The organism is Citrobacter sp. FP75 (assembly GCF_018342065.1).
Taxonomy (GTDB): domain Bacteria; phylum Pseudomonadota; class Gammaproteobacteria; order Enterobacterales; family Enterobacteriaceae; genus Citrobacter.
The window spans coordinates 143,071-158,721 of sequence record NZ_JAFDOE010000004.1 but is presented as its reverse complement, the minus strand read 5'-3'; the positions used below and the strand labels follow the sequence as shown (position 1 = coordinate 158,721).

Annotated in this window: 15 protein-coding genes and 1 riboswitch; of the genes, 11 read left to right on the top strand and 4 right to left on the bottom strand. The window is 49.3% G+C overall.

Annotation, left to right across the window (positions count from 1 at the left end):
- Positions 1–30: 30 nt before the first annotated feature.
- From JQ822_RS15345 to JQ822_RS15335, 3 genes are all read left to right on the top strand, one after another.
- Positions 31–471, top strand: coding sequence for a DUF411 domain-containing protein (locus JQ822_RS15345; protein ID WP_137397184.1), 441 nt, complete (start codon positions 31–33; stop codon positions 469–471).
- A gap of 126 nt (positions 472–597) precedes the next feature.
- Positions 598–3,045 carry an Ag(+)-translocating P-type ATPase SilP gene (gene silP / locus JQ822_RS15340; protein WP_023331515.1) on the top strand — a complete coding sequence of 816 codons (2,448 nt, stop codon included), beginning with the start codon at positions 598–600 and terminating at the stop codon, positions 3,043–3,045.
- 40 nt (positions 3,046–3,085) lie between these two features.
- Positions 3,086–3,283 (top strand): DUF2933 domain-containing protein, encoded by a 198-nt coding sequence (locus JQ822_RS15335; protein ID WP_000843494.1) that lies wholly within the window; start codon positions 3,086–3,088, stop codon positions 3,281–3,283.
- Positions 3,284–3,316: 33 nt separating this feature from the next.
- On the opposite strand, the gene JQ822_RS15330 is transcribed toward JQ822_RS15335, so the two are convergent.
- Together JQ822_RS15330 and JQ822_RS15325 are read right to left on the bottom strand one after the other, a co-directional pair.
- Positions 3,317–4,054: a peptidoglycan DD-metalloendopeptidase family protein gene (locus JQ822_RS15330; protein WP_000287501.1), complete on the bottom strand. Its 738-nt coding sequence runs from the start codon at positions 4,052–4,054 to the stop codon at positions 3,317–3,319.
- Positions 4,055–4,342: 288 nt separating this feature from the next.
- On the bottom strand, positions 4,343–4,792 hold the full coding sequence (locus JQ822_RS15325) for a copper resistance protein (protein WP_001023257.1): 450 nt from the start codon (positions 4,790–4,792) through the stop codon (positions 4,343–4,345).
- A 234-nt stretch (positions 4,793–5,026) separates the two neighbouring features.
- Between JQ822_RS15325 and pcoA the strand changes: the two genes are divergently transcribed.
- The 7 genes from pcoA to JQ822_RS15290 all read left to right on the top strand — a co-directional run bounded on the left by pcoA (position 5,027) and on the right by JQ822_RS15290 (position 11,878).
- A complete protein-coding gene (pcoA, locus tag JQ822_RS15320) occupies positions 5,027–6,844 on the top strand; it encodes a multicopper oxidase PcoA (RefSeq protein ID WP_000925242.1) in 1,818 nt (605 codons plus the stop codon).
- 5 nt (positions 6,845–6,849) lie between these two features.
- A complete protein-coding gene (gene pcoB / locus JQ822_RS15315) occupies positions 6,850–7,740 on the top strand; it encodes a copper resistance outer membrane transporter PcoB (RefSeq protein WP_074133539.1) in 891 nt (296 codons plus the stop codon).
- Positions 7,741–7,779: 39 nt separating this feature from the next.
- Complete coding sequence (pcoC, locus tag JQ822_RS15310) at positions 7,780–8,160, top strand: copper resistance system metallochaperone PcoC (protein WP_000025662.1); 381 nt, start codon at positions 7,780–7,782, stop codon at positions 8,158–8,160.
- Positions 8,161–8,215: 55 nt separating this feature from the next.
- A complete protein-coding gene (gene pcoD / locus JQ822_RS15305) occupies positions 8,216–9,094 on the top strand; it encodes a copper resistance inner membrane protein PcoD (RefSeq protein WP_229692861.1) in 879 nt (292 codons plus the stop codon).
- A gap of 54 nt (positions 9,095–9,148) precedes the next feature.
- Positions 9,149–9,829, top strand: coding sequence for a copper response regulator transcription factor PcoR (gene pcoR / locus JQ822_RS15300; RefSeq protein WP_001188930.1), 681 nt, complete (start codon positions 9,149–9,151; stop codon positions 9,827–9,829).
- Positions 9,826–11,226, top strand: a complete 1,401-nt coding sequence (gene pcoS / locus JQ822_RS15295) for a copper resistance membrane spanning protein PcoS (protein WP_001211180.1) — start codon at positions 9,826–9,828, stop codon at positions 11,224–11,226. Before pcoR ends, pcoS begins: the two co-directional genes overlap by 4 nt.
- Before the next feature lie 217 nt (positions 11,227–11,443).
- Entirely contained in the window at positions 11,444–11,878 is a 435-nt protein-coding gene (locus JQ822_RS15290; protein ID WP_000723070.1) for a hypothetical protein, read from the top strand.
- Positions 11,879–12,135: 257 nt separating this feature from the next.
- Here JQ822_RS15290 and JQ822_RS15285 read toward each other — a convergent pair whose 3' ends face one another.
- Complete coding sequence (locus tag JQ822_RS15285; RefSeq protein WP_001572377.1) at positions 12,136–13,251, bottom strand: nickel/cobalt efflux protein RcnA; 1,116 nt, start codon at positions 13,249–13,251, stop codon at positions 12,136–12,138.
- Positions 13,252–13,373: 122 nt separating this feature from the next.
- Here JQ822_RS15285 and rcnR point away from each other — a divergent pair, with 122 nt between their 5' ends.
- Positions 13,374–13,646, top strand: coding sequence for a Ni(II)/Co(II)-binding transcriptional repressor RcnR (rcnR, locus tag JQ822_RS15280; protein ID WP_000019951.1), 273 nt, complete (start codon positions 13,374–13,376; stop codon positions 13,644–13,646).
- A gap of 463 nt (positions 13,647–14,109) precedes the next feature.
- Here rcnR and JQ822_RS15275 read toward each other — a convergent pair whose 3' ends face one another.
- Positions 14,110–15,123: a magnesium transporter gene (locus tag JQ822_RS15275; RefSeq protein WP_213134191.1), complete on the bottom strand. Its 1,014-nt coding sequence runs from the start codon at positions 15,121–15,123 to the stop codon at positions 14,110–14,112.
- 55 nt (positions 15,124–15,178) lie between these two features.
- A riboswitch (M-box (ykoK) riboswitch) is annotated at positions 15,179–15,362 on the bottom strand.
- Positions 15,363–15,651 lie beyond the last annotated feature (289 nt).

The window sequence follows — 15,651 nt, the reverse complement described above, 5'->3', positions numbered from 1 at the left end:
GGTTTAAATCGATAATATACAGAGGTGAGTATGAAAAAAGTGGTTCTGATGGCGCTGGCTCTCGGCCTTTCACTGCCCGCGATGGCGAGTGAAAAAGTGATTGATATGTACAAATCTGAAAACTGTGGCTGTTGTTCCCTGTGGGGCAAGGCGATAGAAAAAGACGGGTTTGAAGTACGAACTCACGTCATGAATGATCAGGTGCTGTCAGCCCTGAAAGAAAAGCATGCTATTCCTGCAGGACTGCGAAGTTGTCATACCGCGGTTGCCGGTAATTTGATCATTGAAGGCCATGTGCCTGCGACAACGATACATAAGGCAATGCAGTCTGGTTCAGGTATATACGGTCTCGCCACCCCCGGTATGCCAGCAGGAAGTCCTGGAATGGAGATGGGAGCCCGAAAAGAGGCTTACGATGTTATCGCATTCTCACCGGATGGAAGTAAAAAAGTCTTCCAGCGAATCGAATAGTCAGCGGAACGGCTGATAACGGGACGCCGGCAGCAGGCACTCTTATGCCGGCGGCATTCGTGGTAATCGCATCCATGACATACCCTGAAGACAGAAGATGCTTCGGTATGCATAAGGAGAGTTACTGTGAAAAATGACAATGCAGTGCAACACAACAACCAGACTGCTTCTGAGCAGACATTATCCCCGGACGAGGGCCACGTATTGCATAAGGTGAGAGATCCCGTGTGCGGGATGGACATCCTGCCCGACAGGGCGCACAGCAGCATTCGATACCAGGACCATCAACTTTATTTCTGCTCCGCCAGCTGTGAGAGTAAATTTAAAGCCCATCCCGATCGTTATCTTACCGAAGATGCCAGTGAACATTCCCATCACCATCACCACGATCATCACGAAGTCAGCCCTGATCAGATAAAACAGCCTCACCACCAGGCGGAGAAAGAGAATTCTGAAGGTGTGTGGACATGTCCGATGCACCCGGAGATACGCCGCAGTGGTCCCGGAAGCTGTCCTGTCTGTGGAATGGCACTGGAGCCGCTCGTAGCTACGGCATCCACGGGGCCAAGTGATGAACTTCGCGACATGACAAGACGCTTCTGGCTGGGGTTGTTGCTGGCGTTTCCGGTTCTGGTACTCGAAATGGGATCTCATCTGTTTCCCGCCTTGAGGAATACAGTACCGCCACAGTACAACACATGGCTGCAGCTGCTTCTGGCCTCTCCTGTCGTGTTGTGGTGTGGCTGGCCATTCTTCGCCCGGGCCGGAATGTCGTTACGTAACCGCTCCCTGAATATGTTTACCCTTGTTGCAATGGGCACCGGCGTAGCCTGGGTGTACAGCGTCATTGCAACCGTCTTCCCCTCCTGGTTTCCTGCATCGTTCAGAAACATGGATGGCCTGGTGGCCGTTTATTTTGAAGCCGCAGCAGTTATTACGGTGCTTGTTCTGCTGGGACAGGTTCTTGAGCTGCGGGCACGGGAACAAACCTCAGGTGCCATTACTGCACTACTGAATCTTGCCCCCAAAACCGCCAGGCGGCTGGATCATGACGGTCATGAAACGGATATTAATGCGGAAGATGTTCTGCCTGGCGATAAGCTCCGCATCAGACCAGGAGAGAGTATTCCGGTCGACGGTATTGTGATCGAAGGCAAAACAACCGTTGATGAATCGATGGTGACCGGGGAATCTATGCCGGTTACCAAAACGGAGGGTGACCCTGTCATCGGGGGGACCATTAATCAGACAGGGAGTCTCATCATCCGTGCAGAGAAAGTCGGTGATGAAACAATGCTCTCACGAATTGTTCAGATGGTCGCTGATGCACAGCGTTCGCGTGCCCCCATCCAGAGAATGGCTGACAGCGTTTCAGGCTGGTTTGTTCCTCTGGTGATACTTATCGCGGTTGTTGCTTTCGTGATCTGGTCTGTCTGGGGGCCCGAGCCCAGGATGGCGCACGGTCTCATTGCGGCTGTGTCGGTCCTGATTATTGCCTGTCCCTGCGCGCTGGGGCTGGCCACGCCGATGTCGATAATGGTGGGGGTGGGCAAAGGAGCCCAGGCCGGGGTGTTAATCAGGAATGCCGAAGCCCTTGAGCGTCTTGAAAAAGTGGACACGCTGGTTGTCGACAAAACAGGCACGCTCACGGAAGGTTCGCCTACGGTGACAGGGATTATCAGTCTCAATCCGGGTGGGGAAACATCTCTTTTGCGTGTAACAGCCGCAGTGGAAAAAGGCTCGCAGCATCCGCTGGGTATGGCAGTAGTTAAAGCAGCACAGGAAAAGGGGATCGCAATACCCGCAGTCACTCATTTCGATGCACCGTCGGGTAAAGGTGTCTCAGGCGATGTCGAAGGTCAACGGGTTGTTATTGGTAATGAACTGGCTATGCAGGAAAACAGTATCGTTATTGATAATCAAAAGGCCGTTGCGGATACGTTGCGGATGGAAGGCGCTACCGTTATCTATGTGGCCACAGACGGGGACCTTGCAGGCCTGATAGCTATCTCGGATCCCGTGAAAACAACCACGCCGGATGCGCTTAAAGCTTTGCGTCAGGCGGGGATCCGCATTGTTATGCTCACCGGGGATAACCAGCTTACTGCTGAAGCAGTCGCACGGAAACTGGGAATAGATGAGGTTGAAGCCGGAATTCTGCCGGATGGCAAAAAAGCAGTGATAACCCGACTGAAAGAGTCTGGCCATGTGGTTGCGATGGCCGGAGACGGTGTGAATGATGCCCCGGCGCTGGCAGCGGCTGACGTGGGTATAGCCATGGGAACGGGTACAGATGTGGCAATTGAAAGTGCCGGAGTCACCCTTCTCAAAGGCGACTTGATGATACTGAACAGGGCCCGTCATCTGTCAGAGATCACCATGAAAAATATCCGTCAGAATCTGTTTTTTGCATTTATCTACAACGCACTTGGCGTGCCTGTGGCTGCAGGTCTGCTTTATCCTGTGTATGGAATACTGCTGTCGCCAGTTATTGCGGCGGCGGCCATGGCTCTTTCCTCCGTCAGCGTCATTGTGAATGCGTTGCGTCTGAAAAGTGTCAGGCTCGGGAAATAACACTGAGTGAAGGGTCAGTTACGAACAGAAGGAGTCCAGTATGAAAAGTACCACCTATGCGCTTATTGCTGTCGCCGCGATCGCGGCATTTGCCCTCCTGCGCGAACACTGGTCACATGTGGCAGGTTACTGGCCATATCTGTTATTGCTGGTCTGCCCGCTAATGCATCTTTTCCACGGCCACGGAGGGCATGGGGATCATCAACATCACGGAAGTGAAAACGATAAAAAAAATTAATCCGGCAGACGGGGCCGCGTCGCGGTCCCGTTATCAGTCCAGGTATCGTTCGTAGTCTCTGGCATGCGCAAAGGCATGCTGTTCGAGTTTGTTATCAGCGGGTGCCGCTGCCCGGAACGCCAGAGAGTTAACAGGGTTGTTATTGATGACCAGCTCGTAATGCAGATGAGGACCGGATGAACGTCCGCTGTTACCGGATAACGCAATAGCACCTCCCCGTGTAACCCTGGCCCCTTTAGTAACGAGTATTTTATTGAGGTGGAGATAGCGAGTTTTAACACCGGCTTTTCCCGTTACTTCAACAAAATATCCCATGGTACTGTTGTATTCGGCCCGGGTGATTTTTCCGTCGATGACGCTGACTATTTTCGTGTTCATGGGCATGGAATAATCAATGCCATTATGGGGACTCACTTTTCCCGATACCGGGTTAAGCCTTGCAGGATTGAAAGGCGAACTGAGTCTTGCTGTGGCCGGTAACGGATAATCGAGACTGCCTTTCCCGGAAGTATCGGAAAGGTTATAGAACTTTTTATCTGATATACGATACGCCGTGTAATTAAATGAACCGGACGTAAATTTATAGGCCACGACACGTGATTTTCCCGCTTTCTTTTGCAGTACGAGTTTTAATGATTCATTTTTTTTCAAATGCCGCAGATTAAACCGGGAAGGCAAGGAGCGCTGAAGAGTAGCGATCTCGTTCGATTCCAGCCCCGAGCGGGTGGCTGAAAGGTAGGCATTTTCTTTTACGACATCGGTAGAATACATTTACTGGAATTCGCCGTTAGCATGAACACTGCGGCGTATGCTAGGGGTTTTCAGGAGGCGTGTCATCTGTCAGTTAATCGGGAGCACCGTTGATGGTCGTCATTTTTGTAACATATCTTGTTTCCCGTTTGCTCCTGAAGCTCTGGGAACTGTATGACCAGCCCGACGGTGATGATTAACGGGACTGAAACAGGTTACGGCAGAGCAATATGGGGCTCATGTCCTGCTACGTAACCCGTCAGTAAAGCCCTGCTGCGCACCTGACGCTAAGCACTAACCCGCCTGCAGTTACCTGGTCGAATACAGCCCGCGAAGCTTTCTTGCCTGCGTCTGATGTGCTTCCGCACCGGCATTATTGACCTGCTCATGCACGAGAGCGGCTTTTTCTCCGGCATTCAGTTCGTTAAAAGAAGAAGACGAGGTCTTTGAATTTGCATCACTGCCGGACAGCATTTTTTTATGTTCCTCAATCATTTTCTGATGCGCATAGGACGCGCTGTTGTTCATAAATGAATGAGCAACAATGGCCCTTTCATGTTCATTCATTTCAGAGAATGAGGGCGTGTTGTTTTTATTAACCCTGTCCGGTAAGTTTTCATGCGTCGAGGAATTCACATGACTGACGGCTGAGGCATTATTAACAAATCGATGTGCTTCATGGGCAATATCACTGGACTGAGCAAAAGCTGCCCCACAAAATAAAGCTGTAAACGCAGTGGTCGTGATTAATATATTCATGTGTAATTACCTTCTGAGGTACATAAAAGATGTCCTTATGATCATATATAAAAATAATCAACCTGTGGGGAAGATGACGTAAATGTAATACAGCTATGTACATTACACGATTGTAATGAATTTGTTTCTTAAGGTGTGCTAGATTCATTTCATTGTAAGTGGATGAACCAGTAATTTAATTTAAATCGGTTCTCGAATTCTGTCAGTAACCATACTTTAAATAAGGGAATGCGCATGCTGTTGAAAACGTCTCGACGAACTTTCCTGAAGGGGTTAACCCTCTCTGGCGTAGCCGGAAGTCTTGGCGTATGGAGTTTCAATGCGCGTTCCAGTCTGAGCCTGCCAGTTGCCGCATCCCTGCAGGGTACTCAGTTTGACCTGACCATTGGTGAAACGGCCGTCAATATCACGGGCAGTGAGCGTCAGGCCAAAACAATCAATGGAGGCCTGCCGGGGCCCGTTCTTCGCTGGAAAGAAGGTGACACCATTACCCTGAAGGTCAAAAACCGTCTTAATGAACAGACGTCCATTCACTGGCACGGCATTATTCTTCCGGCCAATATGGATGGTGTTCCGGGGCTGAGTTTTATGGGCATAGAGCCTGATGATACCTACGTTTACACCTTTAAGGTTAAGCAGAACGGGACTTACTGGTACCACAGCCATTCCGGTCTGCAGGAACAGGAGGGGGTATACGGTGCCATTATCATCGATGCCAGGGAGCCAGAACCGTTTGCTTACGATCGTGAGCATGTGGTCATGTTGTCTGACTGGACCGATGAAAATCCTCACAGCCTGCTGAAAAAATTAAAAAAACAGTCGGATTACTACAATTTCAATAAACCAACCGTTGGCTCTTTTTTCCGCGACGTGAATACCAGGGGGCTGTCAGCCACCATTGCCGATCGGAAAATGTGGGCTGAAATGAAAATGAATCCGACTGACCTCGCGGATGTCAGTGGCTACACCTACACCTATCTCATGAACGGGCAGGCCCCGCTGAAAAACTGGACCGGACTGTTCCGTCCCGGTGAAAAGATACGCTTACGGTTTATCAACGGCTCGGCAATGACCTATTTCGATATCCGTATCCCCGGGCTGAAAATGACGGTCGTGGCTGCAGATGGCCAGTATGTAAACCCGGTTACCGTTGACGAATTCAGGATTGCCGTTGCCGAAACCTATGATGTCATTGTGGAGCCTCAGGGTGAGGCCTATACCATCTTCGCACAATCCATGGACAGGACCGGTTACGCTCGAGGGACACTGGCCACGAGAGAGGGGTTAAGTGCTGCCGTTCCCCCCCTCGATCCCCGTCCTCTGTTGACCATGGAAGATATGGGTATGGGGGGAATGGGACATGATATGGCAGGAATGGACCACAGCCAGATGGGAGGCATGGATAACAGCGGAGAGATGATGTCTATGGACGGTGCTGACCTTCCGGATAGCGGGACATCCTCCGCGCCCATGGATCACAGCAGCATGGCCGGTATGGATCATTCCCGGATGGCCGGAATGCCGGGTATGCAAAGTCATCCTGCGTCAGAAACGGATAACCCACTGGTTGATATGCAGGCGATGAGCGTCTCTCCGAAATTAAATGATCCGGGTATTGGTCTTCGAAATAACGGAAGAAAGGTTCTCACGTACGCGGATTTGAAAAGCCGCTTTGAGGATCCTGACGGACGTGAACCTGGCCGTACCATAGAACTGCATTTAACCGGCCACATGGAAAAGTTTGCCTGGTCATTTAACGGAATCAAGTTTTCAGATGCCGCACCGGTGCTGCTGAAATACGGTGAGCGGCTCAGGATCACGCTGATCAACGATACCATGATGACTCACCCCATTCACCTGCATGGTATGTGGAGCGATCTGGAAGATGAAAACGGTAATTTCATGGTTCGTAAACACACAATAGATGTTCCCCCTGGTACAAAACGCAGTTACAGAGTGACAGCAGATGCGCTTGGCCGCTGGGCGTATCATTGCCATTTGCTCTATCACATGGAAATGGGAATGTTTCGTGAAGTCCGGGTGGAGGAATGATGCGAATGAAGAGAAATTTGAAGGCCATACCTGTTCTGGTCGCCGGTTTGTTTACCTCACCGCTTTCTATTGCGGCGGGCTCCGTCTCTGCAGATCCCCACGCCGGGCACGACATGTCTGCCATGCAGATGCCAGCAGATGAGAATTTCACTGAGATGACGTCAATGGAGCCCATTGTAACTGAGAGCAGAACGCCAATTCCGCCTGTTACCGATGCCGACCGGAAGGCTGCATTCGGCAATTTACAGGGGCATGCGATTCACGACAGTGCGATTAATTATCTGGTTCTGCTGGATCAACTGGAATGGCAACGGTCGGATAACACCAACAATTTCAGCTGGAGTGTTAACAGCTGGATTGGAGGCGACACAGATCGGATTTGGCTAAAGAGTGAAGGTGAACGAAGCAATGGGGAAACGGAGGCGGCTGAAGCGCAGTTACTCTGGGGACATGCGGTTGGCCCATGGTGGGATTTGGTTGCGGGTGTCAGGCAGGATTTCAGACCTGCTTCTGCCCGGACCTGGGCTGCTGTCGGTTTTCAGGGGCTGGCACTCTATAATTTTGAGTCTGAAATTACGGGTTTTGTCAGTAATGGCGGAAAAGCAGCCCTTCGTCTGGGAGGAGAATACGACGTTTTACTGACTAACCGGCTCATACTCCAGCCATCCTATGAGGTGAATTTCTACAGTCAGGATGATGAATCGCGGGGTCGCGGCAGGGGACTGACTGACACAGAGCTGGGGCTCCGGCTGCGCTATGAAATACGCCGTGAGTTTGCACCCTATATAGGCGTTTCCTGGAATCAACTTTACGGGAAAACATCCGATATGGCGAAAAGAGAAGGTGAGAAAGACCATCAGGTAGTATTCCTGGCGGGAGCCAGAATCTGGTTTTAACGCACTGATATAAAACACTCAACTAAACAGGTAAATAAAATGTCGATTTTAAATAAAGCCATTCTTACAGGTGGCCTCGTTATGGGCGTTGCTTTCTCTGCTATGGCCCATCCGGAATTAAAAAGCTCTGTGCCACAGGCTGATTCAGCCGTAGCGGCCCCGGAAAAGATTCAGCTTAATTTCTCGGAAAATCTGACCGTGAAATTCTCAGGTGCAAAATTAACGATGACGGGTATGAAAGGCATGTCATCACATTCTCCGATGCCGGTCGCGGCAAAAGTGGCGCCAGGCGCTGACCCTAAATCGATGGTCATTATTCCGCGAGAGCCTTTACCCGCTGGCACTTATCGTGTTGACTGGCGCGCGGTTTCTTCAGATACGCACCCTATTACCGGTAATTACACCTTTACAGTGAAGTAATATTATGAACGACCTGATTATGATTGTTATTCGTTTTCTTCTTTATCTGGATTTGATGGTAATATTTGGATTGCCATTTTTTCAGATATATGGAATAAGCGGTGTCAGACATGAAACCTATAACCTGACTAATTTCAGGTCGTTTATAACCTTTGCTGTTGTTACAGGCATCATTCTTACTGGCATTAATATGCTCCTGGTATCTAATGCCATGAGTGGAGTAACTGACCTCAGAGAATTATCCATCCATGTTATCGAGATGGTGATAGAAGAAACTGATGTGGGTATTAGCTGGATTGTCAGGCTCTGTGCCCTGTTTACCACACTCGGTGCTTTGTTCCTTTACACTAATAAGAGAGTATTGTCCTGCCTGCTGATGACGATGAGTGGGGGCGTGGCGCTGGCTACACTTGCCTGGGGAGGACACGCCGTTATGCATGACGGTCTGCATTACTATCTCCATTTACTGAGCGATCTGACCCATCTCGGTGCTGCAGGTGCCTGGACAGGTGCTCTGGTTGCATTTGCTATCCTGCTGATGCGCAGAAACGAGCATAATGCACAGAGCGTCATTGTGATATCTGACTCCCTGGCAAAATTTGCCACGGCAGGAACGGTGATTGTTGTAGCCCTGATCCTGAGTGCGCTGGTCAACTATCTGTATATTGCTGAGGGTAACTTAACTCCCTTATTCAACAGTTCCTGGGGGAGGATATTGCTTGCCAAGACGGCTCTGTTTGTTCTGATGCTTCTTCTGGCTGCAGCAAACCGGTTTCACCTGGGTCCCCGGCTTGAAGTTATGGTCAGGGAAGGGAATTATGATCGCAGCGTTGCCCTGATGCGAAACAGCATCCTGACAGAATTCGTTGTTGCGATTATCATTCTGGGCGCCGTAGCGTGGCTCGGAATGCTTGCTCCGTCTCAGGTCAGCTAGGGGACAGCCAAAGCTCATGCGTGAGATTTTTACTTTCATATCAGCGAGTTGACCATGCAGCGTATTTTAATCGTTGAAGACGAACAAAAAACAGGTCGTTACCTGCAGCAGGGACTGGTTGAGGAAGGCTATCAGGCCGATCTCTTTAATAATGGCCGCGATGGTCTCGGGGCCGCGTCGAAGGGACAGTATGATTTGATAATACTGGACGTGATGCTGCCTTTCCTCGACGGGTGGCAAATCATCAGCGCACTGAGGGAGTCCGGGCACGAAGAACCGGTCCTGTTTTTAACCGCAAAGGACAACGTGCGGGACAAAGTGAAAGGACTGGAGCTTGGCGCAGATGACTACCTGATTAAGCCCTTTGATTTTACGGAGCTGGTTGCACGTGTAAGAACCCTACTGCGCCGGGCACGCTCGCAGGCCGCAACAGTCTGCACCATCGCCGATATGACCGTTGATATGGTGCGCCGGACCGTGATCCGTTCGGGGAAGAAGATCCATCTCACCGGTAAAGAATACGTTCTGCTTGAGTTGCTGCTGCAACGCACCGGAGAAGTGTTACCCAGGAGTCTTATCTCGTCCCTGGTCTGGAACATGAATTTTGACAGTGATACGAATGTGATTGATGTCGCCGTGAGACGTCTGAGAAGTAAAATTGATGATGACTTTGAGCCAAAACTGATCCATACCGTTCGCGGTGCCGGATATGTCCTGGAGATCAGAGAAGAGTGAGGTTCAAAATTTCCCTGACCACACGCCTGAGCCTGATTTTTTCTGCGGTGATGCTTACGGTATGGTGGTTATCAAGTTTTATCCTGATTAGCACCCTTAATGGCTATTTCGATAATCAGGACCGCGATTTTCTGACAGGTAAACTTCAGCTCACCGAAGAGTTTCTTAAAACAGAGACGTTCCGGAACAAAACGGATATTAAGTCATTATCAGAAAAAATAAACGATGCGATGGTAGGGCACAATGGTTTATTCATTTCTATAAAAAACATGGAAAATGAAAAAATTGTTGAACTCTATGCCAAAAATTCTGTTGTTCCAGCGGTCCTGCTTAATAAGTCGGGTGATATTCTCGACTATATGATCCAGACGGAAGAAAATAACACCGTGTACCGCAGTATCTCGCGGCGGGTTGCCGTGACGCCGGAACAGGGTAAAAGCAAACATGTCATCATTACGGTTGCCACGGATACTGGGTATCACACCCTGTTTATGGACAAACTCAGTACCTGGCTGTTCTGGTTCAATATCGGTCTGGTCTTTATTTCTGTTTTTCTGGGCTGGCTGACCACACGTATTGGTCTGAAACCGTTACGGGAAATGACCAGTCTGGCTTCCTCCATGACTGTACACAGCCTGGATCAGCGTCTAAATCCCGATCTGGCTCCGCCGGAAATCTCTGAGACCATGCAGGAGTTCAATAATATGTTTGATCGCCTGGAGGGGGCATTCCGGAAACTGTCAGATTTCTCGTCTGACATCGCGCATGAGCTGCGCACACCAGTCAGTAATCTGATGATGCAGACGCAGTTTGCACTGGCTAAGGAAAGGGATGTTTCGCATTACCGCGAAATTTTATTCGCTAACCTGGAAGAACTGAAAAGGTTGTCACGAATGACCAGTGACATGCTTTTTCTGGCACGTTCAGAGCATGGTCTGCTGCGGCTGGATAAACATGATGTGGATCTGGCAGCCGAACTGAATGAATTACGTGAGTTGTTCGAGCCCCTGGCAGACGAAACAGGAAAGACAATCACGGTTGAAGGAGAGGGCGTTGTTGCCGGAGACAGCGATATGCTCCGACGTGCTTTCAGTAACCTGCTTTCCAATGCAATCAAGTATTCTCCCGATAACACCTGTACAGCGATACACCTTGAGCGTGACAGTGACTGTGTGAACGTGATGATTACGAATACGATGTCCGGCCAGGTTCCCGCTAATCTGGAACGTTTGTTTGACCGGTTCTATCGCGCAGACTCATCAAGGTTCTACAACACGGAAGGCGCGGGGCTGGGATTATCAATTACAAGGTCGATCATTCATGCTCACGGCGGCGAGCTGTCAGCAGAACAGCAGGGGCGGGAAATTGTGTTCAAAGTGCGCCTGTTAATGGATTAATCCCGTTCTTCAGGAGAAACCTGGAAGGTGACAAAATTGTCATCATTCAGTCACGCGATAAACAGAGGCGGTTTTTTATAATCATACATAAATCAGGAGCAGAGTGATAACGCAATCGCCTGGTTCCTGGAGTGATGAATAACCCGCCCTGAGATCAAATGCTTTCTCTGTTATAAGCCGTTGATTGTTTGGGTATGAAAACACCGGAGACCCAACCATGAAAAAGATCCTTGTATCATTTGTTGCCATTATGGCTGTCGCTTCATCCGCCATGGCTGCAGAGACAATGAACATGCATGACCAGGTAAATAATGCCCAGGCACCCGCCCATCAGATGCAGTCAACCTCTGAAAAAAGCGCTGTTCAGGGAGACAGTATGACAATGATGGATATGAGCGGACACGATCAGGCTGCAATGTCCCATGAAATGATGCAAAACGGCAACGCTTCTGCCCACCAGGACATGGCGGAGATGCATAAAAAAATGATGAAAGGCAAACCAGGGGCCACCAACGAATCAGCAACGTCATTTTCAGAAATGAACGAGCATGAAAAAGCCGCTGTTGTGCACGAGAAGGCGAATAATGGTCAGTCTTCCGTTATTCATCAGCAGCAGGCTGAAAAGCATCGCAGCCAGATCACCCAGAATTAACCCGCAGCTCCACTTGTTAGACCCTCATTTGACGCCGAAGTCACTGGCTTACGCTCCCATTCGGGAGCGTTTTTTTTATTCTTTCATTTATCATTGAGTCTTATGGGAATGGATTTAATCAGTTACTTAATCCCTGCCTCAGCAACAAGTCCCGGAAAGAGCAGCTTTATATTCCGGGTTTTTCTGCTCATAACCTCAACGGTGGCGCTTAGGATGTACTTTGTAAGTACCCAGAGTGTGTGTCATCAGTACCGGTGTTAATGCACCAGCCCATTCCAGCCATGTATACCCATGTAAATCCCAACAGCAGCAATCAGGGCGCTTGAAATATAGGGGGCTCTTCTGGCGATGGTATTGAAGCCACTCCAGCGTTTGGCGACCTGACGAACGCTGATCGCCGCACCCACTCCAACCGTTACGAGGGTCAATGCCAGGCCGATACTGAAACAAACAACCAGTGTGGCACCCAGCGTAAGCGCTTTAAGCTGAAGGCAGATCAACAATACAGTTATAGCTGCCGGGCAAGGGATAAGCCCTCCTGTCAGTCCAAATATCAGGATTTGCCCGTTGGTTACTTCTTTCCCGTCGAAGCGGCGTTTTATGTCATTGGCATGAGCCAGTTCGTGAGCGTCCTGATACTCTTTCGAATTCACATCCAGCCCATCAAGCTCAGAGTGGTCATGGTCATGGTCGTGTTCAGCGAACGCCACATCATAGTCATGGACATGACCACGATGTCCCAGAGACAGACGTACGTTGAAACTGTGAGGCTCAGGGATGGGAGATGTTGACTCCAGATAATCACCATGATCAACAAATTCAAAAGTCTGAGAGATCGTACTGTTTTCCCGAAGTGTGGTTAATGAGATATCTTCAGAAGCCCATCTTTGGCCACTAAGAGTGCGTAGCCGCCAGTGGGGAAGTTGTCCTTCTTCAAAAATGGACAGTTCAACTTTTCCATGGCCAGTATCGATCAACCTTGTTTCGTCATGGTGATGATGTTCATTCTCCTGCATTCCCTCCAGCCAGTTTTTCTCACCGCTCCAGGTTCGCCAGAACATCCAAAAAGCCGTACCAAGGATGATCACTGAAGAGACCATCTGTAGCCAGGGTTCGGCTGATTCTGCGGTAAATTTATTACTGATATACATCCCTCCAAAAGCAATCAGCCATACGACTGCAGTGTGCGACAATGTTGCCGCGACACCCAGCATCACGGCCTGACGTACGGTGCCTTTTATAGCAATGATGAATGCTGCCATCATTGTTTTGGAGTGCCCGGGCTCCAGTCCATGAAGCGCGCCAAGCAGAATGGCGCTGGGGATGAAAAACCATGCGTTGCCTTGCTGAAGAAGTGTCGTAAATTCGTTCATGAGAATCATTCTTGGTTATTAAGTGTAGGCCGGATTCTACTCCCCCCCAGTAAAATATACTACCCCCCAGTAGAATAACGCTGGTATAGTTACATAAAATATCCAGGAGAGTGAGAGCCCACATGTCACATACCATCCGCGATAAACAAAAACTGAAAGCACGTACAAGCAAGATCCAGGGGCAGGTTGCTGCGCTGAAAAAAATGCTTGATGAACCTCACGAATGTGCCGCTGTACTGCAACAAATAGCCGCCATACGTGGTGCCGTGAATGGTTTATTGCGTGAAGTGATTAAAGGACATTTGACTGAACATATTGTTCATGAAAGTGAAGAACAGAAACGAGAAGAAGACCTGGACGTTGTGCTGAAGGTTCTGGATTCTTACATCAAGTGACAGTTTGGCTAAAAGCCCTGAGCATTAATTTATCTAAATAACACGTTATCAAGTGACGGTTTTGGGCTGTTTGTAGCGGCATAGTGAGTTTGTTTAATCAATGAGCTTTAAGATGCCCCCCTTCATGCAAGGAAACGCGTACATTTCTGGTACATCTACTTCCCTTACTTTGCTCAGGGCAACCCACATTGTTAAAGCCTCTACTCGCTGACCATCAAAATCACCCAACGTCAGATAATGGAAAAAAATTTTGGATGACATTTTGAAACGTGTCCTCTGCTGTGAACGTCGAGAGATGCTACGCGAGAAAGGAGATGACCTACTTAGTATCCTGTTAAGTAGGTCTATCTGAAGAAGTAGACAACTTTAAAGTCTTTTTCATGTTAAAGGAGACAACTTTAATGTCTGTGTACATGCCTGCCTGACAGTGACGCCCGACAACCTGAGCTGCCGGGCGTTATCATTAGTTCAGACCAAGAAAATACTGGGCGATTTTAAAGTAGATAATCAAGCCGGTACCGTCGATAAGCGTGGCGATAAACGGGGCGGAAACCACAGCGGGATCAATGCCGATACGCTTGAGCACCATGGGGATCACTGATGACACCACGGCGCTCCACAGCGTAATGCAGACCAGCGTCAGACTGACGATCAGCGTGATTTCCATGCCGATACCCATCATCCAGGCGCGCAAGCAGCCTGCCAGACCCAGCGTCAAAGCGATCAGCAGCGAAGTTGAAACTTCTTTGCGGATCACCCGGCCCATATCGCGCAGCCGTACTTCCCCCAGCGCCATTGAACGTACCAGCGTCGAGGTGATCTGCGTACCGCTGTTGCCGCCAGTACCAATTAATAGTGGAATAAAAAAGGCCAGTGCGATCGCGGATTCCAGCGCCTCTTCAAAATGCTGAAGAACGCTGCTGGTATAGGCTTCTGCGACAAACAGCAACAGAAGCCAGACCGAGCGTTTTTTCCACAATGTCCATGGACTAATCTCCAGATAGGGTTTTTCCAGCGGCAGCGTCGCCCCCTGAAGCTGAACATCTTCGGTAACATCATCTTCCTGCAGATGAGCGATCTCTTTTTCCATCAGACAACCGACCAGCTCGCCTTTCTCAACGACAGCAACCAGATCCAGTTTGCGTTCGGCTAACTCGGCAACGACCTGTGCCCGTTCATCATCTGGATTAACCTGAAACAAACAGCTGTCCGTAAGATGGTTGATGTTCAGCGATGTATCTTTTTCCTGCAATAAGCGCTTGATGGATAACACCCCGCGTAGCGTTTTCCCAGCCACAACAAAAACCTGGCCTGGAATATCATCCGTCGTGAGCTGGGAGACAAAGTATTCGCGGGCGCCGTTCACGCTGAGACTTTCCGGCAGGGTAATAAAATCGGTGCGCATATATTGCGCGATAGCATCGCCGTTAAAATCCGGCATAGGATGATGGGCGGCGCAGAGTGGCATAGATGACATGGTGTAATTCCCTATAAAAATCTCTCATAGGGGCGAACAAGACAGGGTTAGCGCAGGCAGATCCCTACGTCCTGGTTTTAGCACTGAACAACGTATCTGTCCGATGGTGAAATCGTCAGAAGTTACCTTGGCAACACCTTGATTCGATGGATGCCTGTATTTCCCTGAGTGGTCTCTCTCGATACCAGCAGGGCGGTAACTTGTATTTGTACAGGAGCCTCGCCATAACGAGATCGGTAAATGAGCCGCTATTATAAGGATGGATAATTATTGATTATGTTTATAATTGCCTCTGTTTATCAATCGTTGATATACGAAATATTTCCTGCGCCAAAGCGCAATATGGCATAACTGGAAGCCACAACCGAATAGACATATCGAATCCAGATGTTAGTATTCAATAGATAGCAGTTATGAGTATGCGTGTTTCATTTCCGGCCAGGAACGCTGATGATGACAACATTAACTACCCGATTTTACAGCATCTTTGTCATTCACTTCCTTTGCGGTGAACGTCGTCCTGACGTC

What these genes read in the sequence shown, in the direction of transcription:
- JQ822_RS15345 (WP_137397184.1), top strand. Translation starts at nt 31, where the DNA reads ATGAAAAAAGTGGTTCTGATGGCGCTGGCTCTCGGCCTTTCACTGCCC.
- JQ822_RS15335 (WP_000843494.1), top strand. Translation starts at nt 3,086, where the DNA reads ATGAAAAGTACCACCTATGCGCTTATTGCTGTCGCCGCGATCGCGGCA.
- JQ822_RS15330 (WP_000287501.1), bottom strand. Translation starts at nt 4,054, where the DNA reads ATGTATTCTACCGATGTCGTAAAAGAAAATGCCTACCTTTCAGCCACC.
- JQ822_RS15325 (WP_001023257.1), bottom strand. Translation starts at nt 4,792, where the DNA reads ATGAATATATTAATCACGACCACTGCGTTTACAGCTTTATTTTGTGGG.
- pcoA (WP_000925242.1), top strand. Translation starts at nt 5,027, where the DNA reads ATGCTGTTGAAAACGTCTCGACGAACTTTCCTGAAGGGGTTAACCCTC.
- pcoB (WP_074133539.1), top strand. Translation starts at nt 6,850, where the DNA reads ATGAAGAGAAATTTGAAGGCCATACCTGTTCTGGTCGCCGGTTTGTTT.
- pcoC (WP_000025662.1), top strand. Translation starts at nt 7,780, where the DNA reads ATGTCGATTTTAAATAAAGCCATTCTTACAGGTGGCCTCGTTATGGGC.
- pcoD (WP_229692861.1), top strand. Translation starts at nt 8,216, where the DNA reads ATGGTAATATTTGGATTGCCATTTTTTCAGATATATGGAATAAGCGGT.
- pcoR (WP_001188930.1), top strand. Translation starts at nt 9,149, where the DNA reads ATGCAGCGTATTTTAATCGTTGAAGACGAACAAAAAACAGGTCGTTAC.
- JQ822_RS15290 (WP_000723070.1), top strand. Translation starts at nt 11,444, where the DNA reads ATGAAAAAGATCCTTGTATCATTTGTTGCCATTATGGCTGTCGCTTCA.
- JQ822_RS15285 (WP_001572377.1), bottom strand. Translation starts at nt 13,251, where the DNA reads ATGAACGAATTTACGACACTTCTTCAGCAAGGCAACGCATGGTTTTTC.
- rcnR (WP_000019951.1), top strand. Translation starts at nt 13,374, where the DNA reads ATGTCACATACCATCCGCGATAAACAAAAACTGAAAGCACGTACAAGC.
- JQ822_RS15275 (WP_213134191.1), bottom strand. Translation starts at nt 15,123, where the DNA reads ATGTCATCTATGCCACTCTGCGCCGCCCATCATCCTATGCCGGATTTT.